This is a genomic window from Vibrio sp. EJY3, assembly GCF_000241385.1.
In the GTDB taxonomy this organism is placed as follows: Bacteria; Pseudomonadota; Gammaproteobacteria; order Enterobacterales; family Vibrionaceae; genus Vibrio; species Vibrio natriegens.
In genome coordinates this window covers 1,202,308-1,228,692 of the sequence record NC_016614.1, presented here as the reverse complement: position 1 = coordinate 1,228,692, position 26,385 = coordinate 1,202,308, and the positions used below count along the sequence as shown (strand labels likewise).

The 26,385-nt window shown below is 42.8% G+C and carries 23 protein-coding genes and 1 tRNA gene; 21 read left to right on the top strand and 3 right to left on the bottom strand.

Annotated features, from left to right (window positions below; genetic code table 11):
- Position 1: 1 nt before the first annotated feature.
- The 11 genes from VEJY3_RS21380 to VEJY3_RS21330 all read left to right on the top strand — a co-directional run bounded on the left by VEJY3_RS21380 (position 2) and on the right by VEJY3_RS21330 (position 12,204).
- A complete protein-coding gene (locus tag VEJY3_RS21380) occupies positions 2–808 on the top strand; it encodes an ABC transporter ATP-binding protein (RefSeq protein WP_014234512.1) in 807 nt (268 codons plus the stop codon).
- Complete coding sequence (locus VEJY3_RS21375; RefSeq protein WP_014234511.1) at positions 801–1,772, top strand: MlaD family protein; 972 nt, start codon at positions 801–803, stop codon at positions 1,770–1,772. Before VEJY3_RS21380 ends, VEJY3_RS21375 begins: the two co-directional genes overlap by 8 nt.
- Before the next feature lie 38 nt (positions 1,773–1,810).
- Positions 1,811–2,410, top strand: coding sequence for a hypothetical protein (locus VEJY3_RS21370; protein WP_014234510.1), 600 nt, complete (start codon positions 1,811–1,813; stop codon positions 2,408–2,410).
- Between the two features lie 68 nt (positions 2,411–2,478).
- Complete coding sequence (locus tag VEJY3_RS21365) at positions 2,479–5,010, top strand: mechanosensitive ion channel domain-containing protein (protein WP_014234509.1); 2,532 nt, start codon at positions 2,479–2,481, stop codon at positions 5,008–5,010.
- 412 nt (positions 5,011–5,422) lie between these two features.
- Entirely contained in the window at positions 5,423–6,481 is a 1,059-nt protein-coding gene (locus VEJY3_RS21360; protein WP_014234508.1) for an HlyD family secretion protein, read from the top strand.
- Positions 6,471–7,481 (top strand): DUF2955 domain-containing protein, encoded by a 1,011-nt coding sequence (locus VEJY3_RS21355; RefSeq protein WP_014234507.1) that lies wholly within the window; start codon positions 6,471–6,473, stop codon positions 7,479–7,481. Before VEJY3_RS21360 ends, VEJY3_RS21355 begins: the two co-directional genes overlap by 11 nt.
- A 410-nt stretch (positions 7,482–7,891) precedes the next feature.
- On the top strand, positions 7,892–8,755 hold the full coding sequence (gene pdxY, locus VEJY3_RS21350; protein WP_014234506.1) for a pyridoxal kinase: 864 nt from the start codon (positions 7,892–7,894) through the stop codon (positions 8,753–8,755).
- Between the two features lie 121 nt (positions 8,756–8,876).
- Entirely contained in the window at positions 8,877–9,776 is a 900-nt protein-coding gene (locus VEJY3_RS21345) for a LysR family transcriptional regulator (protein WP_014234505.1), read from the top strand.
- A gap of 271 nt (positions 9,777–10,047) precedes the next feature.
- Positions 10,048–10,497 carry a copper resistance protein NlpE N-terminal domain-containing protein gene (locus VEJY3_RS21340; protein WP_014234504.1) on the top strand — a complete coding sequence of 150 codons (450 nt, stop codon included), beginning with the start codon at positions 10,048–10,050 and terminating at the stop codon, positions 10,495–10,497.
- Between the two features lie 151 nt (positions 10,498–10,648).
- Positions 10,649–10,786 carry a hypothetical protein gene (locus VEJY3_RS25755; RefSeq protein ID WP_014234503.1) on the top strand — a complete coding sequence of 46 codons (138 nt, stop codon included), beginning with the start codon at positions 10,649–10,651 and terminating at the stop codon, positions 10,784–10,786.
- 287 nt (positions 10,787–11,073) lie between these two features.
- Positions 11,074–12,204, top strand: a complete 1,131-nt coding sequence (locus VEJY3_RS21330; RefSeq protein WP_014234502.1) for an AI-2E family transporter — start codon at positions 11,074–11,076, stop codon at positions 12,202–12,204.
- A gap of 760 nt (positions 12,205–12,964) precedes the next feature.
- On the opposite strand, the gene VEJY3_RS21320 is transcribed toward VEJY3_RS21330, so the two are convergent.
- Positions 12,965–13,055 (bottom strand) — tRNA-Ser (locus VEJY3_RS21320).
- 326 nt (positions 13,056–13,381) lie between these two features.
- Between VEJY3_RS21320 and VEJY3_RS21315 the strand changes: the two genes are divergently transcribed.
- The gene (locus VEJY3_RS21315; RefSeq protein WP_014234500.1) at positions 13,382–14,062 is read left to right on the top strand and encodes a MaoC family dehydratase; all 681 of its coding nucleotides are present in this window, start codon (positions 13,382–13,384) and stop codon (positions 14,060–14,062) included.
- A 59-nt stretch (positions 14,063–14,121) separates the two neighbouring features.
- Here the strand turns inward: VEJY3_RS21315 and VEJY3_RS21310 are convergent, their stop codons facing one another.
- On the bottom strand, positions 14,122–14,949 hold the full coding sequence (locus tag VEJY3_RS21310; protein ID WP_014234499.1) for a phosphate ABC transporter substrate-binding protein: 828 nt from the start codon (positions 14,947–14,949) through the stop codon (positions 14,122–14,124).
- A 226-nt stretch (positions 14,950–15,175) separates the two neighbouring features.
- On the opposite strand from VEJY3_RS21310, the gene VEJY3_RS21305 reads away from it, so the two are divergent.
- Positions 15,176–15,529 carry a DUF3024 domain-containing protein gene (locus VEJY3_RS21305; protein ID WP_014234498.1) on the top strand — a complete coding sequence of 118 codons (354 nt, stop codon included), beginning with the start codon at positions 15,176–15,178 and terminating at the stop codon, positions 15,527–15,529.
- A gap of 76 nt (positions 15,530–15,605) precedes the next feature.
- On the opposite strand, the gene rnb is transcribed toward VEJY3_RS21305, so the two are convergent.
- Complete coding sequence (rnb, locus tag VEJY3_RS21300; RefSeq protein WP_014234497.1) at positions 15,606–17,606, bottom strand: exoribonuclease II; 2,001 nt, start codon at positions 17,604–17,606, stop codon at positions 15,606–15,608.
- Positions 17,607–17,983: 377 nt separating this feature from the next.
- Between rnb and VEJY3_RS21295 the strand changes: the two genes are divergently transcribed.
- The 8 genes from VEJY3_RS21295 (at position 17,984) to VEJY3_RS21260 (ending at position 26,112) form a co-directional block, all read left to right on the top strand.
- The gene (locus VEJY3_RS21295) at positions 17,984–18,919 is read left to right on the top strand and encodes a universal stress protein (RefSeq protein WP_014234496.1); all 936 of its coding nucleotides are present in this window, start codon (positions 17,984–17,986) and stop codon (positions 18,917–18,919) included.
- Positions 18,920–19,479: 560 nt separating this feature from the next.
- On the top strand, positions 19,480–22,086 hold the full coding sequence (gene mbhE, locus VEJY3_RS21290; protein ID WP_041170488.1) for a hydrogen gas-evolving membrane-bound hydrogenase subunit E: 2,607 nt from the start codon (positions 19,480–19,482) through the stop codon (positions 22,084–22,086).
- Entirely contained in the window at positions 22,086–22,442 is a 357-nt protein-coding gene (locus tag VEJY3_RS21285; protein WP_014234494.1) for a Na+/H+ antiporter subunit C, read from the top strand. Before mbhE ends, VEJY3_RS21285 begins: the two co-directional genes overlap by 1 nt.
- Positions 22,439–23,935, top strand: coding sequence for a proton-conducting transporter membrane subunit (locus VEJY3_RS21280; RefSeq protein ID WP_014234493.1), 1,497 nt, complete (start codon positions 22,439–22,441; stop codon positions 23,933–23,935). The genes VEJY3_RS21285 and VEJY3_RS21280 overlap by 4 nt, the downstream gene beginning before the upstream one ends.
- Positions 23,932–24,408 carry a Na+/H+ antiporter subunit E gene (locus tag VEJY3_RS21275; RefSeq protein WP_014234492.1) on the top strand — a complete coding sequence of 159 codons (477 nt, stop codon included), beginning with the start codon at positions 23,932–23,934 and terminating at the stop codon, positions 24,406–24,408. The genes VEJY3_RS21280 and VEJY3_RS21275 overlap by 4 nt, the downstream gene beginning before the upstream one ends.
- Positions 24,401–24,679 carry a cation:proton antiporter gene (locus VEJY3_RS21270; RefSeq protein WP_014234491.1) on the top strand — a complete coding sequence of 93 codons (279 nt, stop codon included), beginning with the start codon at positions 24,401–24,403 and terminating at the stop codon, positions 24,677–24,679. The genes VEJY3_RS21275 and VEJY3_RS21270 overlap by 8 nt, the downstream gene beginning before the upstream one ends.
- A complete protein-coding gene (gene mnhG / locus VEJY3_RS21265; protein WP_014234490.1) occupies positions 24,679–24,975 on the top strand; it encodes a monovalent cation/H(+) antiporter subunit G in 297 nt (98 codons plus the stop codon). The genes VEJY3_RS21270 and mnhG overlap by 1 nt, the downstream gene beginning before the upstream one ends.
- A gap of 420 nt (positions 24,976–25,395) precedes the next feature.
- Positions 25,396–26,112, top strand: a complete 717-nt coding sequence (locus VEJY3_RS21260; protein WP_014234489.1) for a DeoR/GlpR family DNA-binding transcription regulator — start codon at positions 25,396–25,398, stop codon at positions 26,110–26,112.
- Positions 26,113–26,385: the final 273 nt, after the last annotated feature.

Sequence of the window (26,385 nt, the reverse complement as noted above, 5' to 3'; positions counted from 1 at the left end):
AATGAATTCGGCATTCAATGATCCAGATAAAGATGATGCAGTCGTGGTCACGGGCTTAAAAATGGGGTACGGCGATAAAATCCTGCTAGAAGACGCCAGCTTTAATGTAAGGCGTGGTGAGGTTCTCGTTATCTTAGGTGGTTCGGGCTGCGGAAAATCCAGCCTCATGAAACACATTATTGGTTTGTACGAGCCAATGTCTGGCGACATATCCATTAATGGCAAGAGTATCGTTCATGCGGGACAGTCGGAGAAGTCATCCATTCAGCGCGAGCTGGGTGTTATGTATCAGAGCGGCGCGTTATTTGGGTCATTAAACATATTAGAAAATGTTCGTTTCCCTTTAGATGAATTTACCGATCTCGGTCTGCCAGAGAAAAATAAAATTGCGCGGACATTATTAGAGTTATTAGAGATGGGGCATTCAGCGGAACTCATGCCAAGTCAGCTCTCTGGAGGGATGCTCAAGCGAGCCGGTATTGCTAGGGCCATGGCGATTGGGGCGGATATTTTGATTTTGGATGAACCGTCGGCAGGCTTAGACCCAATCACCGCGGCGAACTTAGATCAAACCATTTTAAATTTGAGAGAGAGTTTGGGATACACATTCATCATCGTGACGCATGAGCTGCAAAGTATTTTTTCTATCGCCGATAGGGCAATCATGCTCGACCCTATATCGAGAAGCATTATCGCAGAGGGCAGCCCTAAAGATTTGCGAGATAACAGTAAAGATACGCGGGTTCGCCAGTTTTTCAATCGGCAGCCAGATGCACTAAAACAAGAGAGTGAGCTAAGTAATGGATGATTCAAAAGGCAGTTATAAATTAGGGCTGTTTGTGGTTTCGGCGTTAATCTCGCTATTTGTTGTCCTGTTCATTTTGGAAGGAAGGAGCTTATTTGAGCCCAAGATGATAGTCGAGACTTACTTTGATGAGTCAGTCTCAGGACTTGATGTAGGCGCGCCCGTGAGGTTTAGAGGGATTACGGCAGGGGAGGTGGTATCGATTGAGCTCTCCGATGCTATCTATGAATCGGATGTACCAAGAGAAAACAGAAGGTCATATGTTGTGGTTCGTAGTGAAATTACCGGCGCTAAAAAGACAGTTGCTGAGTGGGACATGAGTGTTCAAGTGGCCATCGATCGTGGGCTGAGAGCGACAACTCAGTTAGCTGGTATCACTGGCCAACAGTTCCTATCGTTTGACTTTATATCAACAGAGAAAGGCTTGAGCTTTGATTGGACTCCAGAATACCCCTATGTACCATCGACAAAGAGCTCTACAGGTAAAATTGTTTCCGGCATACAGAACCTCATTGACCGTTTGGACGAGGCAGATATCAATACACTGGTAAGCAATATCAATATGCTAATTGAGACTCTCGACGGCAGCATTGGGCAGATAGATGTTGAAAGTCTGAATGTGCAGTTGATAGAGCTACTGAAGAACACGAACCAAATGGTAAAAAGTGTTGATGGCGTGGTTTCAGACGCTGAAATTAAAGCGATCATTTCATCCGTTGCGCAGATCAGTAAAAAGTTAAATACGACCCTCAATAATGGGGGAGAGCTGAATCGATTAATCAATGATTTAGACCGAGCTGCTGTCAGGCTAGACGTCATTATGGCCGACAATCAGTCAGATATTAATTATGTAATAAAAGACCTCAGGGTCACGGTGGAAAATCTAAAGGACTTTTCGGAGACTTTGAAGAGTCAGCCATCTAGCATCATATTTAGTGCTGAGCCCGAGAAGTTGAAGCTGGATTGATAATTTAAACATACATAATCAAACAAGTGTGGTCAGTTATGAATATTAATAAATTACTCCCTTTGATTTTGTGTTCTATTGCATTAGCCGGTTGCAGTATCAGTGAGCCGTTGGAAAGCCCCAAGCACTACACCATCATGCTTGATGATTCTGACAAAACCTTTTCCCCAAAGTTTGAGTTTTTACTCATTGATAGCGTTCGCGTAGACAGCCCTTTCAATAATACTCAGATGGTTTTCAGGTTATCGGACGTGAGTTTCGAGACGGATTATTACAATCGCTATATATCCGAGCCGAGCACTTTGATCGAAAGTCACTTACCAACCACACTTACTCGTTCTGGTCTAGTTGAACATGCGGTTCCATACAGTTCTGGGGTTTCTACTCCGTTGGTTTTAAAGACCATCGTGACGCAATTGTACGGTGATTTCAGAAAGGACCAAACACCAACAGCCGTAATGGAAATTCAGTTCATATTGGTAGACAGTTCGAGTGTTCGACCAACGATCATCTTTGATAAAAAGATTTTGAGACAAGTGGATTTGTCAGAGAGAACGCCTGAAGCATACGCGAGAGGTTTGGGCGTTGCGCTCACGCAGATTCTCGAAGTTTTGTCAGCGGAGATTAGCCAGGGTTAACCGTGGTAAGTCTATAATCATTTGTGACAAATGTGTTCCCTGATTCTTCGTATTGGTAAGGGGTGGCTGTGATTAGAAAAAAGGAAATTTTTTCGTATGTCGTTGCATTTACGATCATGGTGGTCATGTCGATTTCCATCTACGTTCTTACCTATGAGGAGCAAACCGCCTACTCTAAAGTTTTCAACAGGGAAAACTTTATAGAGAGAGAAATCGAGTATGACCAAGAGAACTTCACCGATACTCATAAGCTCGAAATCGAGCTTGATAAGGTTAAGCTCGAAATCGCCAAAATGTCCTCAGATTTGGAAAGAGTCAGTCTGGAGTACGCCGAGCTTACAGAAGAGTTGGAGGTGATAAAAAGTAATCTGGATTGGCTTAATAAAACAACGGAATTCGGAGCTTACACCAGAAAAATGCTGCAAGAGTTGCCCCAAAACGTCGACCTTGAAAGTCTTCAGGATTATCGGGCACAGGTTAACATTCGACTATATGAGATAAGCAAAGCGGAAAGGGTTTTGGAGTCGGACAAGCTCCAGGAATTGATTGCATTATATAAAACGCTTTCAACGGCGATAGACTCGTTAATAGCAGTGTCTAGTGACTATTCTCTAGTCCTCGAAGACGCCAGATCTTTCTTTAAAGAGCGCCAAGTTTGGACATACAGTAACTCACCGATTTGGCAAAACGTTTTTAAGCTCGATAGCCGAAAACTTTTTGGCGTAAGAGAAGTGATCAGTTCAAGTGTTCAGAGTATCGACTGGTCTAAGGCGCGTCTTTCATTAGTCTATTTTGTTGGACTCTCACTGCTATTGCTGTTTTTAAATTGGTGGTCGAGGTTAAAACTTGATCTTGTTTCTCAGCGGCAAGAAAAGGTATTTGGAAATCCGTTAAAAGACAGCTTTTCAAACAGCATCGTTGTGTTGTTGATAACATTTGTTGCGTCGTCAATTCTACCGATATTTTTCTTTACCTGTGTGTGGTTTATAGATTTCATATGGGCACGCCATCCGTCAATTCTGTTCGATGAGGTCATGGTTGCCAGCTTTATTCTCTTATGGAGTGTTGGTTTTCTCTATCACTTGAGCAGAAAGAAAGGGGTGCTTGAGTTGCATTTTCGGTGGTCAACGGAGGTGTGCCATACGATTCATCATCGAATACGAGTGATAATGTTTCCCTTACTGGTCATTCTGGTTTTCTTCCATTTTTTCCGTTTGATCGCTCAACAAAATGATGCCGAAATTCTACGCATACTCTATCTGCTGGTGGTCATTCTGCTTTTTGTGCTTTACAAGAGCGCGTTAAATTTAGGCGATGTTAATGCTCACCTGCCTGCTTTTTTCCAATCTGGAATGGGGCTCTTTGTTGTTTATTATTCAATACTTGGTTCATTTTTTGTGGTTATTGTTATGGCCATACTGGGTTTGTATATTGGGTCGTGGAAGATACTTGTTCTTCAGCAGCTCAATATATTTGCGTTAACCGGGGTATTATTGGTTTATCAGCTGGGTGAGCGTTGGTTGATTCTAGAGCAACGACAGTTAAGTTATCAGCGTTTTCTTGCCAAACGAGAGGAAAAAATTGCCCGGGAAAGCGAGGGGTTACCTGAAGATGTCATGGCTTTTGATGCTGAAGACCAGGGTTTGGACAAGGCATCCATCAGCGAGCAGTCAATGGCGTTATTGAAAGGGCTGAGTCTGGTCTTGCTCGTTACTGTGCTTTCGACAGTATGGTCCAGCCAGCTGGAGTTAACCAACTGGATGGACAACGTTGTTTTATGGCAGGGGACTCAATCTTCGGGGGGCGATGCTGAAGCGATAGATATCACTATGAAGTCCTTAGTCTATGCGTTACTGACTTTAGTTGTAGCTTTTGTGAGTATTCGTAACATCCCTGGTCTTTTAGAGTTGTTGGTTTTACGCAGGATGAGTTTGGCACCGGGAACTGGCTACACGATCACTACATTACTCCGCTATGTGATCCTGATGCTCGGCATAACTATTGCCTTTACGACAATCGGAGTCGAGTGGGAGCGCCTGCAATGGCTGATCGCGGCAATTGGTGTTGGGTTGGGTTTCGGATTACAGGAAATTTTTGCCAATTTCATCTCAGGCTTGATTTTGCTGTTTGAGAGGCCAATAAGGATTGGCGATACAGTGACGATTAACGAGCTCTCTGGAACGGTAAGCAAGATTCAAACGCGTTCAACAACCATTATTGATTGGGACAATAAAGAGATTGTCGTCCCCAACAAAGTATTTATCACAGACAAGCTTATCAACTGGTCCTTAACGGATTCTGTTACTAGGGTAGTGATCCCTGTTGGTGTTGCCTATGGCTCAGATATAGACCTTGTTGAAGACTTACTATATAGAGCCGTGGCTGATACTCCGCTTGTGTTGAGCGTTCCCGCACCACAAGTTTATTTTCTGAAATTTGGTGATAGCAGTTTGGAATTTGAGCTTAGACTTTATATCAATTCAATTGATGACCGCTTGCCAACACTTCACCTGGTTAACAAGAAAATTAATCAGTTATTCAAAGAGAATGAGGTGGAAATCTCTTACCCTCAACTTGATCTGCATATAAAGGAAAAATAATGAATTTTCATTCACCTTTCTTACACGAGTGTCGAATTATATTCAGTAAGAGGGTGGTTTAGCGTTCGAATTTATCATAGTTAGCTCTTTGGAGGATTCTGACTACTAAGTTCTAAGTATTTCATTCCAAATAGGTGTTTAATAAATGCATGTCGAGCTAATACGGTTAAGTTTCTGATAAACTAGAAATGTTGGTGGTAAGACAAAATAGAGTTTTCAAATACGGTTTAGTGCGTCAAATCTTCGAGGGGGGAGTATGAAAAAACGCGGTGGTATATTGTTTTATCTTATTAACAACAGCTCAGTTAACTTGTTTAACTCTAGTGTATTTGTTAATTGAAGACTTTGTCTAACGCTTATTATGAGCCACTCTTCAGTTTACGAAACCTACCAAAATAAAAAGAAGTAGCAAATGTCAAACACAGAAAAATCGTCAAGAAAACTAAGCATATACATTATTACATTGGTGTTGTTTATCTGGTTGTATAGCCTTTGGTCTGATCGAGTTACGCCAATTACCAGCATTGCGAGAGTACATTCGTATTTAGTGCGTATCGCTCCGGAAGTAGCAGGAAACATTGTTGACGTTAATATTAAGAACAATCAAGTAGTGCGAGCTGGCGATGTGCTCTTTAAGATTGACGCGAGAAACTATGAACTCGCAGTGCGTGAAGCTCAGGCTAATTTGGCGATCGCCGGGCAAAGTATTGGGGCGAGTACTGCTGCCGTCGAGGTCGCACAGGCGAAGGTCGTCGATGCGCTTGCGGCTAGAAATAATGCCAGAGAGCAAGCTGCACGTATTTCTGAATTGGCATCACGTGGCGTTCTTAGTCAGTCCGAGCGAGACAACGCCATTGAAGCGAAATCACGAGCGCAAGCCTCATTGGAAGCCGCTGAAGCGTCTCTTGTTCAGGCTAAACAAAATCTTGGCCCCGAGGGTAACAACAACCCTCAAATATTGGCGGCAATGGCTAGGCTTGAAAAGGCACAGCTGAATCTACAAAAAACGTCTGTTGTCGCACCCTCTGACGGTATTGTTACCAACCTTCAACTTACTTTAGGACAGCCAGCTTCTGTCGGCACGCCGATGCTGACATTTATTGATCCCAGAGAGATTTGGATTTCAGCTTTAGTTCGCGAAAACTCCTTGGAATACATAAAAGTTGGGCAAACTGTCAAAGTTGTATTGGATTCACTGCCGGGCAGGGTATTAGAAGGCGAAGTGTATAACGTTGGATGGGGTACAGGAGACAGTAATAATATAGATGCAAACACCGGGTTCATTCGTGCTGACACGACCTCGCTAAATGCTCAGCGATACCCAGTGAATATTGTGTTTAAGGGTGTGCCGCCAAACATTCGTTATGGCTCTCAAGCAACGGTAGCGTTTTACACCGAACAAAGTTCGCTAGGGGAGTGGTTAGCGGGACTATGGATGAGAATTGTTAGTGTATGGACTTATGTTTCGTAGCAGCGTTAACCCAGTAATAAAAATAGTATTTGCGCCAATTTTGCTACTTTTCTATTTAAAGTACATTGGTCAGCCTTTACCTATTTTAGCCCCTATGTTCGTGGTCATACTGTTGACCACGTTACCTGCAAAGCCACCAATTAAAATGATTCTACAGGTTGTTGTTGTTATTTTATTTGTTAGCTTTGTTGTGGTTTTCTTTGCGCGAATTTTGTCCGATACCCCAACGGGTTATGCTTTGTTTTGCTGGTCTCTATTTTGTTGGAGTTACTATCGTAGTCATAAGAATCCACAAGACATCATTTCAACATTAACTTTGATTGTCTTGATTATTGCAACGGTAGTAAGTAAACAGATGGACTTTGCAATTAGCGGAGTACCGTTAGTTATCTTTAAAGCGTTTTTGATCGCGATAGTTGTCTTCTGGTTATCTCACTTCTTATTTCCTGGTGAGCAGGAAGATATCTTGCCCGATGAAGGCATCAAAGGGAGTGAAGCGCATTTAGGGATTGCAATGTTTAAGGCTACTGCGATGAGTATCGCTCTGGCGATTTTGATAGGTATTGGAAGCTCTCAGACAATGCTTATTGCGATTACCGTTAGCAGCATGATTAAACTTCCTATGTCTTTTCATCAAAGGGATTTTAGCTCTCAAAGGTTAGTAACCACAGCAGCAGGAATTTTATTTACCTTACCTATCATGCTGTTATATGGTTTTGGAGCACCTTATTGGGTTGTACTAGGCTTCACGTTGTTTTTGGGTATCCAATTAGCTTGCTACGCAATTCGTCGTCAAAGTCATTCTACGATTTATCAATTATTGTTCACCAACTTTGTGGTTATCACTTATCAAATCATTAATCATGAAGGCGTGGATTCACTTTCTTCAGGTTTCAAGCGTTTAGTATCGATAAGTATCGCCATTTTCATAGGTGCGTTGATATTGAGGCTAATAAATCACAGCCCAAAAGACCCAGATCCAACAGAGAAACTTAATTGACGTGTATTCATCCACGGTGATGGATGTTGCCGTTCATAAATGGGTCGGTATCAGGAGTAAGTTTGAGCGAGAGAGGGAGTGCTACTAACTAACTTCTATTGCAACGAGCTAATTAACATAAAATTCCACGAGTTAAAGTTTTTGAGTACCGAATCGACTTATGTAGGATGGAGTCCTACATAAGCGATTGGTCGAGGGAGCTCTTTTCTATAATACTGAGTTGAGTTGAGTTGAGTTGAGTTGAGTTTAGTTGAGTTGAGTTGATTGATGGCAATCAGCCGGTTGAGGCGGGTTACGTTATTAACGCTTCGCAAGTTCTAGTATACGAAGCTAATTAATCAGTTTTAGTGCATGTGAAATTGTAAGAATTAATCTGGTAGCGGCTATTAATTAATAATTCAGGTTTATTTATGAAAGGTATTATCTCCATTCAAGCTCATGTTGTGTATGGGCATTCAGGCAACAGTTCTGCGGTATTTCCTGTTCAGCGAATGGGTATAGATATGTGGCCAATCCATACTGTTCAGTATTCTGACAATACACGCAGTGGACAAGTGAGCTTGGGTAGTACTTCACCCACCGATAATATTCAAGCATTGATTGATGGGTTGGACAGTATCGGGCAATTATCAGAATGTAGTGCAGTGATATCGGGGCATCAAGCTCGCTCAATGGATTGCGATTCAATTTCTGAAGCGGTTATTCGAGTGAAGAATAAGAATCGACAGGCACTTTATGTTTGCGATCCTGGCCTAAACGATCCTGCAATGAGTGGTGCAGTCGACAAGTCTGTTCAAGATAAATTGATGGGTGAACTGATGCCAATGGCAGATGTACTTGTTCCGGACCAATTTGCATTGGAGAAATTTACTGAAGTATCGATCCACAGTGTCGAGGATGCTGTTGAGGCCTGTAAAAAAGCGCTCTCCATTGGCCCTAAGATTATCCTTGTAAGAAATCTACAGCTTTCGAGTAATCCAGTTATCAACATGATGCTGGCGACGCCAAAAGCCATTTATCTGTGTCAAAGACCGATGATGGACTTTGAAGGTGACATGAAGGGCATCGGGGATCTAATCACAGCAGTGTTTGCTGCTTGTCTTGTCAAACGTATGTCTCCAGTCGCTGCATTTCGTCATACCAACAACGCCATCTACGGTGTTCTTGAATTAACTGGTGAAATTGGCAGCTTGGAGATGGAAACCATAGCGGGACAGTGGGAGTTTATTGAGCCAACCTACGACTTAGAAATTACAAAGCTCGCGGTGTTATAGCGAATAATGAGAAGAGGGAGTCGGTGCCTTAGAAGGAATAATGCATCCTCCTGAAATTAATGCAAAAGTAACGTCAATTAGTGTTATCTTTTAGTATGTATGACACTGACTGGGAAATGATATGACTTTTAACCATGAGCAACTGTTGGCCTTTGTCACTGTGTACGAAGAGCTGTCATTTAGCAAAGCAGCTGTCAAACTAGGTAAACACCGCACTACAATGAGCCAAGTTATCGCTAACCTTGAAGATCAATTAGCCATAACGCTGTTTGAACGTCTCGGACGTTCGGTTGAACCTACTGAAGATGGTCATTTGCTTTATCATTATGCTAAGAAGACGGTTGAACAGGCACGAGTATTTGAAAATATAGCGTTAAGCTTGTCATACGGTGGTTTGGAGCGTGTTGTTATCGCCTATTCTAGTTTTATGCCTCCTGAAGCTTTATACATGATCCGAAAACAACTGGCTCAAGATTTTCCGACAATGAGCGTGGAATTACTGGTGCGAGATCGTTCGGAAATTAAGCAGGGCATTGTAGAGGGCTCTATTCATTTTGGGCTGGTCAACGTACACGAAAGCAGTGCGATCCATAGTATGGACGCGGTCTTTTTAGGTCATGTTGAATTTGTTCCTTATGTCCAAACGGGTGGCAGACTGGCAAAGATGAATAAAACATCTGTCGTGGATGCGTTGGTTACGGAGCGTCAATTCATATTAAAGTCTCTCGTCGATGAGGGATTGAAAGAGAAATTCGTATTTTCAGCTAATAATGAGCAAGTGGATCAACTCTCGGTTGTGACACAGATGGTCAAGGAAGGGCTAGGATGGGCATGGTTACCTAAAGCTCTAACAAAGCCGCAGTTCAAAGTTGAAGGTATTGAACCTGTCACTCTCGACTTGATGCTGGAGGGCATGAAACTGCCTCTGTCAATGTGGTGCCCGCACGCTAAATATCTAAAAGAAATTAAAGCGTCAATAATGAACGCGATACATGAGCACGTTGAGTCATACAATTATTAGCGAGTTTAGTGAGTAGGAGAGAATATATATTCTTCTAACTGCTATTTTTGTACTTGTCTGTTTTGTAAATATATACTTGGCACGTTTAAGTTAGTCACGTAAGTTGTTTCATTGTATATTTTTAGGGTGATAAAATGATTGCTTTGATAGTAAAGTATTTGGCTGTCTTTGTGTATATATCTACGTCCGGCGTTTTATATATTTAATGAATGCCTGTGATCATTACCATCTCGTTTATATAAATATTGCTTTTAATTTGTAGGAAATAATAATGTTAAAATATATTTCAATTGCTGTTTTATCCTTAGCTGTCGGCACTGGATGTGTGGGCAAAAGTGTCTCAAATTTTCAGTCAGAACAAGCTCTTGAACATCAACAGCAAACGGTTTTCGCCAATGAAAAGCATAATGCTCGTCACTCTCTAGAATGGAATGGCATCTATAAAGGTAGCGTTCCATGTGATGACTGTGCTGTTACTAATTTATTTCTGGAAATAAAGCAGGATGGCCAATACTTACTGTCTCGCAGTTACATTGATAAAATGAGCGCTACAGTGATGGAAGAGGGTGAAATTCACTGGAATAAACAAGGTAATATTATTCAAATAGGTGAGTATCTATTCCTCGTTACGGCGAATAAACTTTCACTGGTTGATAAAAATGGAAAGTTTACACTAGACGAAGACGGAAATTCGTACGAGCTTGATAAACAAATTCATTAATATCTAACTAGGTTTTGATACAGACTTATTTACTATAAAAATGAGTCTGTACTCAAATAAATTACTACAACTAAAATTTAACCCACCTTCTCCCCTTAATCTAGTCCAGTCTACACTTAGTAATGTTCATCCAACCAAGGAGATGATGAACATGAAAAAGCAATTCAATGAACAAAAAATCATTACCATTTTAAAGGAAGTGCAAGCGGGGATTCCCTCCCGAGAGCTAGGCGGCAAATACCGGATATCGGATACAACGCGCGTCGATGAGATATCAACGTCAGGCTAACCACTAGGATATTACGCTTCAGACTCGTATATAAGAGCCAGCATTGGAGCGACGTCGGTTCTCGTCATATCCACCGCCTTCTGAGGCGAGAAGGGATTGATGTTAACTATAAGCGAGTTTGTCCTTGTACTGTTCATTGGGCTTAATGGTTAGAAAACGGAGCCGTAGAAAATCACTCCCGCTCAGCTCTGGGTTGACTGACTTCTTCTGAGCTATCGGGGGCTGTAAGAACGCAAACCGTTTAATTAGTGGTTGCAATAAAAGTTTTAAAAATAAGGGGCTACAATGTGAACAATTCAAATGAGAACCTAGAAAAGGTACTAGTGAAGGCATTCAGTACTTCATTGATACGATTTTCAGCGATTACGCTTATTGTCATAGTTTGCTGGTGGGCGTTTTTACCATTTTTACCTATTTTGCTTTGGGCTCTGGTATTGGCGATTGCACTTTACCCGATTAAGTTGGGTATTGAGCATAAGTTGGGTTTAAGGTCCAGTCGGGCAGCGACTTTAGTCGCTGTAATTGGAGTGCTGGTCCTTGGAACTCCGACCGCTATGGTTGGTAACTCATTTGCGTCTAAAACGTTGGAGACAGTCGATTCTTATCGAAATGGCACACTAGTCGTGCCGACGCCAACTGACAGCGTGAAAGAATGGCCTTTGGTCGGGGAAAAAGTATATGAAGCCTGGGACGAAGCTGCAGTCAACCTGCCAGACTTTATTGAAAAACATCAGCCTCAAGTAAAAAGCATCTTTGGTTGGGTCTTTGATAGTGCTGCAGGGGCAGCTAAGAACGTATTTGTATTGATAGGTGCGGTGATCATTGCTGGGATAATGTTAGCTTGGGCTGAACCCGCATCGGCATCAATAAGTAAGATTTTCATTAGTTTTACTGATCCAGTCAAAGGCCCCAAGCTTCATAAGTTAACAACCGCAACGCTCAGGCAGGTCGCTATTGGTATTATAGGCATTGCATTTTTAACAGCGATGGTATTTGGCGCTGTTGTTGCGTTAGCAGGTGTTCCAGCGGCTGCTCTGTTTACCTTAATAGCTTTAATTCTTGCTATCGTTCAGCTTCCTGTGACCGTCATAGCTCTGGTCGCTGTTGCGGTATTGTGGTCAGGGGATAGTGGAACGGCACATAATGTTATTTTCACGATATTACTGATTGCTTCGAGTCTGATAGATAATTTCTTAAAACCGATCATTCTTGGAAGAGGGTTAGATGTACCAATGCCAATAATACTCATCGGTGCTGTTGGCGGGGTTATGTCTGGTGGAATACTGGGTATGTTCGTTGGTGCGGCATTTTTAGCAGCAGGATATCAGGTATTTATGCAATGGGTAGAGGATGAAAACACGCAAGTTTCAGAAATTATGGAAAAAACGGAATCCCAATATAAAGGCTCTAGTGAATAATGTGCCATTTAGTGTCCTTCTGGTGGCAGGTTATTAATCCGAAGTTTTAAGGTAATAAAATTGTCTAGTCCAATTCGAGTCAGCGAGATCTGAGTTGACTCGTTTGTGTCTTTTTTTCATTTAGATTGATACCAATAGCGAACCTAAGCGTTATTAGTTAAGGAAAAATTGATATCTTTCTTAAACACTAGTGCGGCAAAAAAGACAAAGTTAACAGGAGGGAAAAATGCGAAGATCAATGAGAATAATGCTGCAAGCTTTGCACGAGATAACTTACGCTTCCCTAAGTAGTAACCAGCCACCATGTTCCCTATAAGATATAGTGAGAAGATTATTGCTCCAATTATGATGTGTCCCATTTCGCGCTCCTATCTGATCATCAGGTAAAATAAAACACCAGATGTAAATCCAATAACGCTTAGGTTTTTACTCAAAAAAATACTAATTTTTCCCTTCACAATTAAATCCTTTTGTTGGCTAATAAGATACCAACAGTATTAACGTATTCATTTAATTGTCAAATTTTGAATGGTAGCTGAAAGTACAGGCAGGAAGCTGCTTTTGGAAAATATACATAGCAAACGGTGGAGGTGTTTCAATATACATCTTCTAATCTGGGAGCAAAGATTGAGAGTTATACGTCTAGATCGGTTCTGTCTTACTTCACTTCATTGCTGTAGGAAGACATGAGCAAGAAAAACTACGTGGGTCAGAAATGAAAAAAGCCTTTGATAATAAAAGGCTTTTTTCTAAGAATAAGTGGCGGAGAGATAGGGATTTGAACCCTAGATACGCTATTAACGTATGCCGGTTTTCAAGACCGGTGCTTTCAACCACTCAGCCATCTCTCCGTTGTGTGGCGTATGATAGTGAGAGTAACAAAACTTGTAAAGCCTTGAACTAACGAAAAAGAACTGTTTGGTTGTTTTGTAATCATAGGTCTATGCTGTGATAGGTCGTGATAAAGAAATATCTATTAAAATGGGGCATTTTATAGAGTTTTTACTTTATCTCACTACTTTTCAATAAAATGGTGTTTTATTGCTATCTTTATGAAAATAAAGAAATAATCACCTTTGAGTATACATGTGTTCGCCCGAAAGTGTTTGCATCAGTTTGTGAACTAATTCAAAATTAACTGGTATAGCCAGTTGAGCTTAAATTTCTAAGGGTGTTTATGAAGGTCACAAATCTATTTAAAGACAAAGTTGATGCGATTTCTGCACATCAATCCGAGTTTATGAATTGGATGTCTCCAACGCTACGCGATTATTGGAGTGACTTTTTGGATAGAGCCCAGCACAGTTTCTTATTCTCGAAAGTGCGCGATCACCAGCAGCCGGCGATTAACGAAGAAGTTGCGCCTCAACCTGAACCAATCGTCATGGCACCGGAAGCTCAAAAGTTATACCAAGAGCTCAGTGAGAAAGTCGGTGAAGTCATTCACGTTGGTGATTGGGTACATGTGTCTCAAGAGCGCATTAATCAGTTCGGTGCAGTCACTGAAGATATGCAGTGGATTCATACTGATCCTGAGCGTGCATCTGCAGAGTCACCGTTTAAGACGACTATTGCCCATGGGTTCCTGACTTTGGCGTTGCTACCAAAGCTGACAGACTCGGTTGATCCAGACAAGCCATTGTTCCCGACGGCGAAGTTAGTTGTCAATCTTGGTCTGAACCAGGTTCGTTTCCCTTATCCAGTAAAAGCGGGCAACAACGTTCGTGCTGTAAGTACACTGACCAAAGTAACGCCAATTAAGAAAGGCCTTGAGATTGAGCGTGAAATCAAAGTGGAAATTGAAGGTATCCGTCGTCCGGGAGCGGTTGTCGTTTCAGTTATTCAACTGCATTTCTAAACAACAGAAAGAATAAAAAAAGAGAGCATATTAATGCTCTCTTTTTATTTATTGATTATCTATTGATCAAACTTTTTCACAGGCGTGTAGCCGTATTCAGCCACGGCTTGTTGGCCTTCTTCTGATTTCAAAAATGCCACGAAATCTTTACCTGCTTGGTCCAGTGCGTCGACTTTGTATAGAACTAAGAAAGGTCGCGCCAACGTGTATTTGTGGTTCGCGATGTTTTCAGAGGTTGGCTCAATACCTTCAAACTGGATAGCTTTCACTGAGCGGTCGACCGAGCCTACCGAAATAAACCCAATTGCACGCGTGTTATGGTTTACGATCGTTTTCACCATGCTGTTGCTGTTTACTACCAGATTATTAGGGCTGATATCAGACACTAAACGGTCGTTTACGATTTTGGTAAGACCCATTAGGCTTTCGAAACTGTAACGTGAGCCTGAAGATGCTTCACGAGTCACAACTGCGATTGGTTGATCGTCACCACCGACTTCTTTCCAGTTTTTAATTTTGCCTTTGTAAATATCAAATACCTGCTGTTGAGACAGGTTTGCTATAGAGTTTGCACGGTTTACCACGATTGCCAAACCATCATAAGCGATAGGAATAACGTTCAGGTCTTCTCCTTTTTCGCTTTCTGTCAGGTATCGGGAGCTCATCCCAATTTTAACCACACCTTTGTTCACCATGGTGATGCCCGCACTCGAGCCAATGCCTTGGACAGCGATGTAGTCATCAGGGTGCGTTTTATTATATTTCTCGGCAAGAACATCCATAACGCGAGCAACGGAAGTCGAGCCAGAGATATTCACCTCTTTCGCCATAGCGGAAGGAAGAGCGATGGCCATGGCTAGCAGAGTCGCCACAGTAAAACGTAACATATTAAACTCCAAAAAATGGTATCAAGCAGCGCACATGATATTTCGTTGAGGTTACACTTTTGTGAATTTACCGGTCCAGAAGTAGGGAAATGCCTTCTTTTCAATGCGCTTTATTTTTGCGAACATCAGATGTTACTCACTCGCGCGTGAAGAAACAAAAGGGCTAGAGTGCCTCTTTTCGTTGGGGTAAGGTGTATACTAAGAACTACCTATCAGGAGATCTTTCATGTCAGTGTCTCAAATGGCAACCAGCCGTTTATACAAGTTAGTTCATTCACTCTGTTCTGCCCGTAATGCGAATTTACCCGTAGAGCAGGGCAAGTGTTTGTATGAGCCTGTAGAAAATGGTGTGGAGCTTCATCGCGCACATTTCCTGCTAGATTCACAGCACAGTGAATATACGTCTCCAGTAGCAAAAATTTTGTTTGATGTGCAAACGCAACTTTGGCGTTTTTATGTGCCGAGTTACCAAACCGGTGACTTGAAATGGGTACCTTATGAAACTCTGCCATACAGCCAGTCCCTTGAAGTGTTACTGGGTGAACTAGAAAGCGACCCTCAGGCGTGTTTCTGGGAGTAGTGTTTTAAATATTTTTTCCGCTGAACATTAAAAAAGGCGCTTTGATAGCGCCTTTTTCGTTTCGGTTTATTCAGTGTTATTCAACCGTTTGTTCCGTCTGTGCTTTTGGCGGCTCAGCGAACACTTGCGTCGGTTTAGCAACTAAACTGCGGTTTTCCTGGTTCACATCTGCCAAGACAACTTCTAGCGTATCGCCCAGCTTGTACACCACTTCTTTATCGATGGAGATAGTACCGTTGTCACCGTTGCACTCAATGCGTTCTTTATTGTCAACAATGAGTGAGCCAGGAATAAACGCTGCGGCGCCGTTTTCAAGCAGGCGAACACGCGCACCAGCACGATTGATATCGAAAATTTCACCGATGTAGCGAGTTTGTTTGCTTGGCTCCTCAGCAAGAGTACGAGCGTAAAGCCAGTCAGACACATTGCGCTCCGCAATTTTGTGGTGCTTACGGTGTAATGCCAGTTCTTCACCGACTTGATCATCTGGCTTTTGAACCGGTTCTTTGTCAAGAATCACCGCTTTTAGCATACGGTGGTTGATCATATCGCCGTATTTACGAATTGGAGATGTCCAAGTCGCGTAAATATCTAGGCCCATCGCGTAGTGAGGAAGTGGCTGATTGCCGACTTCACTGTACGCCTGGAACTTGCGGATGCGGTTATCCAAGTATGAAGTTTCCTGAGTAGACAACCAACGACGTAATGCTGCAAAGCCTTCCAGTGTCGCGATAGTGTCCGCGGTGAAGCCATGTGTACCTTCTGGGTCAACTAATTGCACAACTTCTTCAATCTTCTCTGCTTTGAGACCAGAGTGAGTGTTGAACACGCCAGTTTCAAACTTATCGCGAAGCGTGCGGCCAGCACAGATATTCGCTGTGATCATCGACTCTTCTACAAGACGGTTTGCACTGCGACGCATGTCTGCATGAATGGCAATAACGTCATTGTCTTCGCTCAGTTCGAAACGGTAGTCCGGACGGTCCGGGAATACAACCGCGTTCTTTTCACGCCAGTCGGCACGAGCAACGGAGAAGTCGTACAGGTCACGTACGATAGTTGCGATATCTTCCGATGGCTGCCATTTATCAGAGCTGCCATTTTCGATCCAGTCTGATACGTGGTCATAAGCAAGACGAGCGTGAGACTTAATGTTCGCAGCAAAGAAGTTGATGTTATCACCAATCACACCATCTTTACTTACGCTTACGGTACAGCAAAGGGCAGGGCGAGTTTCACCTTCAATAAGAGAACATAGGTCATCAGCAAGATCGCGAGGCAGCATTGGGATGTTGCGCCCTGGCAAGTAGATCGTGTAGCCACGCTCACGAGCGACTTTGTCCATTTCATCTTCTGGCGTAATGTATGCGGTAGGATCGGCAATCGCGATGGTCAGTTCAAAATCACCAGATTCTGTTTTCTTCGCATGCAGCGCATCGTCCATATCTTTGGTGGACTCGCCATCGATAGTTACGAATGGAACGTGAGTTAAATCAACGCGGTCTAATTCTGCGTCGTCTTTTAACTCCCAGTTCTCAATACCAGCAGGCTCAGAGTTTGGAAGATCGTTTTGTGCCAAGGTTACCCACCATGGTGCGATTTTATCGTCAGCATCCGTGATTTTTTCAGAGATTTCTACGAAGAAAGAGTTGTCACCTTTAAGAGGGTGGCGAATAAGATGGCCGACAACCCAATCACCTTCATTGAAGTTATCTGGCTTTTGGCCTTTCTTTAGTTTTGCTTTTAGCGACAACTTTTTCAGTTGAGGGTGGTCAGGAACAACATTCAGCTTACCTTTGAACATTTTTACACGGCCAATAAAGCGAGTAAGTGACTGTTCTAGCAGCTCTTGTGGCTCTGCAACTTCACGTTCATTCTCTGTACGAATAATGGCGACTACTTTATCGCCATGAATGCACTTTTTCATGTACGCAGGTGGAATGAAGAAACTGGTTTTGCTGTCCACTTCAAGGAAACCAAAGCCTTTATCTGTTGCTTTGATTGACCCTTCTTTTTTAGGAAGGTTTTCTTGGATTTGCTGCTTAAGTTGGGCTAATAGCGGGTTATCTTGAAACATCTTGATTTTCTATCTGATTGTTTTTAATAAATTTATTTTCTTTCCCCAAGCCTCTTTACCATTCTTTCCTAACAAGAGAGCGAACGTAAGAAGGCATTCGGCGATCGCAATAAATTTACCGAAAGAGTTACTGCGACACATGTTACTTGGCATAGGAATGATTGTATAGTGATCATTGTGTTCATAAAGGTATTGAGCCGCGCTTTTCTGGTTAAGACATCCAAGTATGTTCTTTCTTCCAAAAAACGTAACACATGGAAAACAAGCCTGTACTAGGCTCAACGATGGAATGGATGTTTATATTTACTCGTCGTTACAATCGTTAACTAGAAAAAAAGCACCCATTGGTTAAGATTTAATCAACCAAGGAGGCGTATATGAAAAGGTTTGAGAACATACTTTTTGCGACCCAAGGACTTCCTGGGCATAGTGACGCGCTAGGGCAAGCCATTAGAATCGCATCCAATGATCACGTTCAAGTGTCTGGTCTTATTGCTTGTCCTGACTTTCCGAGCCACTTGGTTCAATATCAGCAAAGGTATGAACAGTCTCTGTATGACTCTTTACTGGCAAGGGTAGAAGCCTTGCGCATCGAATATGGTGCCTCTAAAGAGCAAGTGCCGTTTCCTCTTTCTGTTAAAAGCAGCGTGCAACCCGCTGTTTGTATTATTCAAGAAGCCATTGCTCATGAGCATGATTTGATCATCAAAGAGGCTGAACCTATTGATGAAGGGTCAGAAGGTTTTAAAGCACTTGATATGACGCTACTGCGAAAATGTCCGTGTGCGGTTTGGTTACATCGACCAATCAATAAGCCGAGAAACAAACGACGTATTGCGGTGGCGATTGATCCAATGAGGACCAGTGACGAGCAACACGCTATGTCAATACGATTATTAGCGCTGTCCCGTTCGATCGCTGACACGTGTGACAGTCGGCTCCATATTATTTCTTGCTGGGAATACTACTTGGAGAACTATTTAGACGACAATACTTGGATACAAGTCGATGAGACCGAACTGGAGAATGAAGTTTCCCACGCCAAAGTGAAGCATAAGCAAGCATTGCAAAGTCTCATTGAAGAGTCTGGTATTTCTGGTGAAATGGTGCTTCACCTTCTTCACGGTAAACCGGATGACCAGATTCCTGATTGTGTTGATGAGCTAGAAATTGATGTGCTTGTTATGGGCACGCTTGCTCGTACCGGCATATCTGGGTTCGTCATTGGTAATACCGCAGAAAATATCCTGCAATCCATCAGTTGCTCGTTAGTTGCGATGAAACCGGAAGGTTTTGTTTCACCGATTAAGTAACTCAATATTCATTAAAACATCAAGGAGAATTGCTAACGTCTACGTTGTTACCACGAAGCTTTAAGTGCTTAAAGGAGGATGATATGAAAGCTTTTTGTCCCATCTGCCAAACCGAGATGGTTGAACGTGCGCACATTTTTGTATGTCCGAGAAATGATATCGGGGATTGTTGTTATGATCCGCTCAACATACCGCAGGACGACTATACCGCAACGTTAAACCACACAAATCCATTCAGCGATACGCGTAGTTACGTTGTTCCCGACACTAAGTAGTTCGAATTAATAGCAATCTAAGTCTATTTTTGAAGTAGACAATCGTAGCTTGATGTTCATGAGTTTTGTTCATCGCTTAGTTCCATCCAGTCCGTTCACCTGAATTGCTCGGACTGCATTCTATCCTCAACCGGTTTGAATTTTTAGAGGTCGATAAAGCTTTGATGTCGTGAGTAGTCAAGCAACTTGATTGTGTCGAACACATTTAAAGTATGGATGGCGACATTGAATAACGTTAACGGTAGAAATCAGGTTCACCCATCAAAAAAGCATAACCCGCTTTTGATGCTATTTCCTTTGATGCCGATCTTCATCTTGCTCGTTGTTATGAGTTGGTATCGCCCCGAAGGCGTGAGTTGGCAGGGCAGTTGGGTACCGGGTCTTGATGTCAATTTAAGTTTACGTCTTGATGGTTTGTCATTCCTATTTGTGTGTTTGATCTGTGGGATCGGTGCACTGATACAAGTCTATTCGCTTGCATACATGCGCAGCCATCCAGCGCGTGTTTCCTTTCATGTCTATCTGACGTTGTTCATGCTTTCCATGTTAGGCATTGTCACGAGCGACAATGTTCTGTTGCTGTTTGTTTTTTGGGAACTGACGACCATCACCTCGTATTTACTGATCGGCTTTAATCATGAGAAAGAGGTGTCACGTGAAAAGGCGTTACAGTCTCTTTTGGTCACTGGGGCTGGAGGATTGGCTCTGTTGGCTGGGCTGATTTTATTAGGACAAATCTCCGGAAGTTATGAGATTAGTACTATTGTTCAACAATCGACACAAATTGCGTCTCACAAATGGTTTTTGCCTTCCCTTATATTGATTCTCCTTGGTGCCTTCACTAAGTCCGCACAGTTTCCATTTCACTTTTGGTTGCCAAATGCGATGGCAGCACCCACGCCAGTGAGCGCTTATCTGCACTCCGCCACTATGGTAAAAGCGGGCGTGTATCTACTGGCGCGGCTGTCTCCTGCCTACTCACACAGTGATATTTGGTTTTACACGTTAAGTATTGCTGGTGGGTTTACGGCCATCTGGTGTGGATTATTGGCTTTAAAACAGACGGATTTGAAGTTAATGCTCGCGTACAGCACTAATGTGGCTTTGGGTAAGCTCGTTATGCTAATTGGCATGGGAACGGAGCTCGCACTGGCCGCCGCGCTCTTGTTTATCCTGGCGCATTCTTTTTACAAAGCGGCCCTGTTCATGGTGGTCGGGAATATTGACAAAGCAACTGGCACAAGAGATGTGACCAAGCTGAATGGACTGAAAGCCGTGCTTTCTTTAAGTTTAGCGGCTGCGACGTTGGCGGCGCTGTCTAAAGCGGGAGTACCACCGCTCCTTGGCTTTTTGAGCAAAGAATACATGTACAAATCGGGCCTTGAGGTTAGCAGTGCGATTATCGGTTTATTAGTCGCTGTCAATGTAATCATGGTGGCGGTGACGATTGCATTAATCTACAAACCATTCTTTGCTCATTCTCAACGTGAGCCCACTCCTGCGAAAAATATCGAGTCACTCAAAGGACTATGGATACCACCGATGCTACTGTCCGCTGGCGGATTGATCACGCCAGTGTTGGGGCTAAGTTGGATAAATCATAATGTCATTATTCCCGGTGTTTTGACCAGCCTTCCTGCCTCAGAACCAGTGGCCACTATGTTATGGCACGGAGTCAACTTCCCGTTGTTATTGAGCCTTATTACATTGGGGTTGGGGTGGGTGGTTTACGCGCTTTACTCGCAGAGGGTTGCCAAGTGGTATAAAAGCGCGTTTATCGTTCCTACTGCGGAGACGGTGTTTAATAAAATTGTCAGCGGTGTCATACGGTTTGCTAAGTGGCAGACACAATGGATTCAGCAAAAGAGGCTGAGCAATTATGTACTTATGTTTAGCCTGGTTCTAGCCATCGTGTTGCTCAGTCGCCCATTAGATATTTCAAGCGCGCGTTTTACCGAGCTGTTCGCTATCAACTTCTACGAAATAGTTATTGCTCTGTTACTTGTGGCAGCGGTGTCCGTATGTACGATTTCTAAGTCTCGTTTGTTATCGGTGTCAGCCCTTAGCGTGGTGGGCTTTATGACAACACTCGTGTTTATGTTGTACAGCGCGCCCGATGTTGCACAGACTTTGTTGTTAGTAGAAACACTGATGGTGGTCTTTTTAGTCTTGCTGATGCGCCACATGCCCAAATTGACCACTGTGCGTAATCACTCTAAACGGCGTCGTCTGGTACACGCGATTATTGCTGGAATAGTCGGGTTTTCTGTTAGCGTTGCTCTCATCAATATCACTTCTCAACCGTTAGATCCCCAGTTAGCTGAATTCTTTCTCCAGAAAAGTCTACCTGAAGGGTACGGGCGCAATGTTGTCAATGTCATTCTGGTCGACTTTCGTGCCATCGATACGTTAGGTGAGGTGATTGTGGTCGTGATGGCGGGCATTGCAGCGACCAGTCTATTTACCACCCCAAATCACAAGCATCCTCCTGTCCATTCAATGATCTTTTCCACCACGGCTCACATTGTCTTTACATTGATGTTGCTGTTTTCTCTGTATTTACTGCTGCGCGGGCACAACGAACCTGGAGGTGGGTTTATTGGTGCACTCATTGCGGTGATAGGGTTTGCGCTAATGATGTATGCAGAGTCGCCCAAGTACGTAAGGGACCGTTTGTACTATTCACCATTAAGTATTGCGATGTTCGGTATCTCGCTTAGCTTTATAGCAGGGCTATTAGGAGTGGTACTGGAGTTACCTTTCCTGACCGGATTGTGGTGGAAGGATATTCTCCCGCTAGGGACTCCGCTGCTCTTCGATGTGGGCATTTATTTCGCCATTATTGGCGGCGTGATGGGCTTGCTGTTACATGTGAATGAGGTGCTCGACTGATGGAAGTACTATGGAGTCTGGTGGTCGGTGTATTTGTTGCAGCGGGTATTTATCTGTTACTTGAACGGCATATATTGAGAATACTGTTTGGTCTGATTTTACTAAGCAGTGCTGTGAATCTGGCCATATTGACGGCTGGCCGCTTAACCATTGGCGTCCCCGCTCTTATCGAGTCAGGCGCACAACTACCACCAGATGGTGCTGCTAACCCGTTACCTCAGGCACTGATTTTGACGGCAATCGTGATTGGTTTTGGATTGCTCGTTTTTGCACTTTTGTTGTTCTATCGCGCTTATTCAGAAACAGGCTCGGCAGACGTTGATGATATGCGACGATCAGAAGAGGAGGACGAATGACGACCATTTGGCTGACGTTACCTATCGTGATTTCACTCCTGACGGCTGTCGCGGTGTTTATCACTAAACGTAACATCTGTCTTGTTGAACGCATCAGTGGCGCGAGTACGCTTTTAACGGTGTTTGTCGCTGCTTTTCTTACCAGTGATGTGATACAGCATGGGCCTGTCGCGGTAGCATTTGGCCAATGGTTCGCTCCTTTCGGCGTTGTGTTTGTAGCAGATCTGTTCACTGTCGCCATGGTTATGGTTACGGCGGTGATTGGTCTCATCTGTGTGCTTTATGCGGTTGGAGATATTCGCTACAAATCATCATACGGGATGTATCATGCGTTGATGCATGTTTTGCTTGCGGGCGTTTACGGGGCATTTCTGACTGGCGACATCTTCAATCTCTATGTTTGGTTTGAAGTGATGCTGATTGCCTCCTTCGGTCTGATGGTCCTGGATGCCAACAAGAATCAGATTGATGGTGCTGTGAAATACGTGATTTTGAACCTGATCTCGACGCTGTTTTTTCTGCTCGCGATAGGTTTGTTATATGGCGTTACCGGAACGCTAAATCTCGCGGATCTTCACGCTAAAGCGGCTTTGATACCATCCGACACGAAAACCTTGCTCGCAGGTTTTTTCTTATTTGCTTTTTCTATCAAAGCGGCGTTGTTTCCCTTGTTTGCCTGGCTTCCTGCGTCTTACCACACGCTACCGAGCGGCGTGGTTGCACTATTTGCTGCTTTACTGACTAAAGTCGGTGTTTACTCATTATTACGTGTATTTACACTTGTATTTCCATTGGCAGAAAGTGGCTGGCAATCGACCTTGATGTGGATGGCTTGTTTGACAATGTTGACGGGGGTATTAGGGGCAGCAAGTCATTACGATATAAAGAAAATCCTTTCATTTCATATTATCAGCCAGATTGGTTACATGATCATGGGGCTCGCCGTCTATACGCCGTTGGCAGTCGCTGGGGCTATTTTCTATATCGTTCATCATATTTTAGTGAAGGCAAACCTGTTCTTAATTGGAGGCTTCGTCGAACGGAAATACGGAACCAGTCAACTGAAGCAATTAGGTGGTGTATATAAAGCTATGCCTTGGTTAGCCTTGTTGTTTTTCATTACTGCATTTTCTTTGGCTGGCTTTCCGCCACTTTCCGGTTTTTGGGGCAAGTTCTTAGTGATTAAAGCGAGTTTGCAAATAGAGGGCTATTGGCTTGCAGCAACCGCCTTGCTGGTGGGATTGTTGACGGTTTTTTCCATGAGCAAAATTTGGAATGCGGTGTTCTGGAAAAAGCAGCCAAGTGATGCTGACGCACAAATAATGACTAAGTCGACTACGTACTTGTACTGTATTCCTATTGTTACCTTAACGGCGATGAGTTTGATCATCGGTCTGGTTGCCGAGCCATTTTATCAATTTGCCATGCAGGCTGCGCTGCAACTGCTGGAGCCGAAGGAATATATTCAGGCAGTATTGGGAGGTGGACAATGATTTACTTTTTTCTCAACCTCTTTCTCGCACTGGCTTGGATGCTTCTAAACGGCACCTATACCAGCCTCAACTTTATATTTGGCTTTATCGCTGGGTTTCTCGTTTTGAGGCTCAGTCAGCCGTTCAGAACGAAAAGTCGTTACTTTCAGGTTTTCATTTCACTTTTGAGGCTAGTGAGCTATTTCTGTTTCGAGTTACTCATGTCTGCCGCTAGGGTGATGTGGGATGTGCTAACGCCAACACATCTAAGCCAACCCGACATCATTTACGTACCACTCGATGCGAAATCAGATATAGAAATCACGCTGCTTGCGAATATGGTTTCGTTAACGCCAGGTACGTTAAGTTTGGATGTAACACCTGACAAAAAACATCTGATCGTGCATGCCATGTTTGCTCCAGAACATGACAAAGTAATTCGAGATATCAAAGGTGGCTTAGAGAGACGAATATTGGAGGTGACGCGTGGATAGTTGGCTGCAGTTCAGTATTTTCTTTGCTTACGGTGGGCTGTTGCTAAGCGTAGTTATGGCGTTGGTACGTTTGGTTCTGGGCCCCACGTTGGCAGACAGAGTCGTCTCACTGGATCTTATCTCGTTTGTCACGATTGGATTCATTGCTGTTTATACCCTGGATAGTGGTCAAGAGACGTTGTTAGATATTGCTATCACACTTGGTTTAGTGGCGTTTCTCGGCACCATCGCATTTGCTCGAATGATAGCAAAGCGAAAAGGGGGAGAGTAATGGAAGTGATCATTGGTCTTTTGCTGTGCATTGGTACCTTATTCTTTCTGATCGCCAGCTTGGGAGTGGTCCGAATGCCGGATCTATACACTCGGATGCACGCGGCAACAAAAGCGGGTACGGTTGGTGTGGCATCATTGCTTTTGGCGGTAGCCATAGCTATTCCTGATGCCACGGTGATCTCTCGCGCTGTAGGTACCATGTTGTTTATTTTCCTCACCGCACCTGTTGCTGCACATTTATTAGGCAAAGCCATGAGGAAAAGTGGTTATCGAATGTGGCGAAACCCAAAATAATCACGGTAAACCATGTCATTACTACTGCTCTGATTATCAGAGGCTATTTGTTTTTCTTTTTTGATTAGAATTAGTTTTAAACAAGTGGCTAGATACATATCGAATAAAATTCAAATATAAATCCAATAAAAAATAAGTTATTTACGAGTCATATCACATATCTCTATCATTTAATCTCTTCTAAATCGTTATTGTCTGCCAGTGCCCGTTTTTGACTGATATATACCAATTGTGATTATTACTTTAAATTATTGTTTCTTATGCCCGATTATTTGGGGAATTGCCCGTTTTTTTGTGGTGTCGTTCTATATTTCGGTCAACTTATTTAAAATTCCCTAAAATCACATGAACATTGCCTAACATTTGAATGAGCTAAAAGTTATTATCTGCGGCATGTAAAGGAAATGCAGAAGATAACCAATGAAGTCGATATCTAGAACCAATTACATTTTGAATGTTGTTAACAAGTCCGGAAAGGCATTTGTGACGGATTTGGCTAATGACCTTGATGTTTCGGTTGAGACGATACGCAGAGACCTTAAAGTTCTGGATGAGAAAGGGGAGCTGATACGAGTTCATGGTGGAGCAATAGGTAAAAACTATAAAGATGAAGGAACGTCTTTCAACAACAGGGCGAATCGCAATGTTAACGACAAAATGGATTTAGTCGATCAAGTCATTTCCAATATTTACGAAGGTTCAGTTATTGGTTTAGACGCAAGTTCTTCTAGCTGGCTTGTCGCTCAAGCACTACCTAATATGAGATGTACAGTCGTCACCAACTCGATTAACAATATAAATGTGTTAAGTGGTAAAAATAATATCTCAATAATTAGTTTAGGTGGTTCTTTCTCTGAAAAGTACAAAGCGTTTTATGGGCTTATTGCGAGAAAAACCTTAGCTGAAATGTCACTTGATGTCAGTGTTATATCATGTGTTGGTTTCGATGAGTTATCCGGTGTGTGGGACTCTAATGAATACAACTATGAAATAAAGAAAATGTTCATCAACGTGTCAGAAAAAGTAATCCTCTTAGCGGATAAGAGCAAGTATAAGAAAAAAAGTCTATTAAAGGTCTGCAACTTCGATGAAATAGATATTGTAATATCGAATGCTGATGTTAATACACAGTTCTAATTAATTTTACATAATGTAAAAGCTGTTCCTGTTTCTCGGGAGGGATAGTGACACTTGAAGAAAGTTAAAATGACGGACGTTTTATCATCCACTAATTCAATGAAGTCTAAAAAATATACAAACCAAGTAATGACTAAATCTATATAAATCGAAGGATATTAAGACTGCGTTCATTATCCCGTTAATTGGCTTTGTCTACTTAGTCTTATTTGGCCTTAAAGGCTACCAAATTCAAAAAATAATCTCTCGTTAGTGTGAAATAGAGAATCGAAA

What these genes read in the sequence shown, in the direction of transcription:
- VEJY3_RS21380 (WP_014234512.1), top strand. Translation starts at nt 2, where the DNA reads ATGAATTCGGCATTCAATGATCCAGATAAAGATGATGCAGTCGTGGTC.
- VEJY3_RS21375 (WP_014234511.1), top strand. Translation starts at nt 801, where the DNA reads ATGGATGATTCAAAAGGCAGTTATAAATTAGGGCTGTTTGTGGTTTCG.
- VEJY3_RS21370 (WP_014234510.1), top strand. Translation starts at nt 1,811, where the DNA reads ATGAATATTAATAAATTACTCCCTTTGATTTTGTGTTCTATTGCATTA.
- VEJY3_RS21360 (WP_014234508.1), top strand. Translation starts at nt 5,423, where the DNA reads ATGTCAAACACAGAAAAATCGTCAAGAAAACTAAGCATATACATTATT.
- VEJY3_RS21355 (WP_014234507.1), top strand. Translation starts at nt 6,471, where the DNA reads ATGTTTCGTAGCAGCGTTAACCCAGTAATAAAAATAGTATTTGCGCCA.
- pdxY (WP_014234506.1), top strand. Translation starts at nt 7,892, where the DNA reads ATGAAAGGTATTATCTCCATTCAAGCTCATGTTGTGTATGGGCATTCA.
- VEJY3_RS21345 (WP_014234505.1), top strand. Translation starts at nt 8,877, where the DNA reads ATGACTTTTAACCATGAGCAACTGTTGGCCTTTGTCACTGTGTACGAA.
- VEJY3_RS21340 (WP_014234504.1), top strand. Translation starts at nt 10,048, where the DNA reads ATGTTAAAATATATTTCAATTGCTGTTTTATCCTTAGCTGTCGGCACT.
- VEJY3_RS25755 (WP_014234503.1), top strand. Translation starts at nt 10,649, where the DNA reads ATGAAAAAGCAATTCAATGAACAAAAAATCATTACCATTTTAAAGGAA.
- VEJY3_RS21315 (WP_014234500.1), top strand. Translation starts at nt 13,382, where the DNA reads ATGAAGGTCACAAATCTATTTAAAGACAAAGTTGATGCGATTTCTGCA.
- VEJY3_RS21310 (WP_014234499.1), bottom strand. Translation starts at nt 14,949, where the DNA reads ATGTTACGTTTTACTGTGGCGACTCTGCTAGCCATGGCCATCGCTCTT.
- VEJY3_RS21305 (WP_014234498.1), top strand. Translation starts at nt 15,176, where the DNA reads ATGTCAGTGTCTCAAATGGCAACCAGCCGTTTATACAAGTTAGTTCAT.
- rnb (WP_014234497.1), bottom strand. Translation starts at nt 17,606, where the DNA reads ATGTTTCAAGATAACCCGCTATTAGCCCAACTTAAGCAGCAAATCCAA.
- VEJY3_RS21295 (WP_014234496.1), top strand. Translation starts at nt 17,984, where the DNA reads ATGAAAAGGTTTGAGAACATACTTTTTGCGACCCAAGGACTTCCTGGG.
- mbhE (WP_041170488.1), top strand. Translation starts at nt 19,480, where the DNA reads ATGCTATTTCCTTTGATGCCGATCTTCATCTTGCTCGTTGTTATGAGT.
- VEJY3_RS21285 (WP_014234494.1), top strand. Translation starts at nt 22,086, where the DNA reads ATGGAAGTACTATGGAGTCTGGTGGTCGGTGTATTTGTTGCAGCGGGT.
- VEJY3_RS21280 (WP_014234493.1), top strand. Translation starts at nt 22,439, where the DNA reads ATGACGACCATTTGGCTGACGTTACCTATCGTGATTTCACTCCTGACG.
- VEJY3_RS21275 (WP_014234492.1), top strand. Translation starts at nt 23,932, where the DNA reads ATGATTTACTTTTTTCTCAACCTCTTTCTCGCACTGGCTTGGATGCTT.
- mnhG (WP_014234490.1), top strand. Translation starts at nt 24,679, where the DNA reads ATGGAAGTGATCATTGGTCTTTTGCTGTGCATTGGTACCTTATTCTTT.
- VEJY3_RS21260 (WP_014234489.1), top strand. Translation starts at nt 25,396, where the DNA reads ATGAAGTCGATATCTAGAACCAATTACATTTTGAATGTTGTTAACAAG.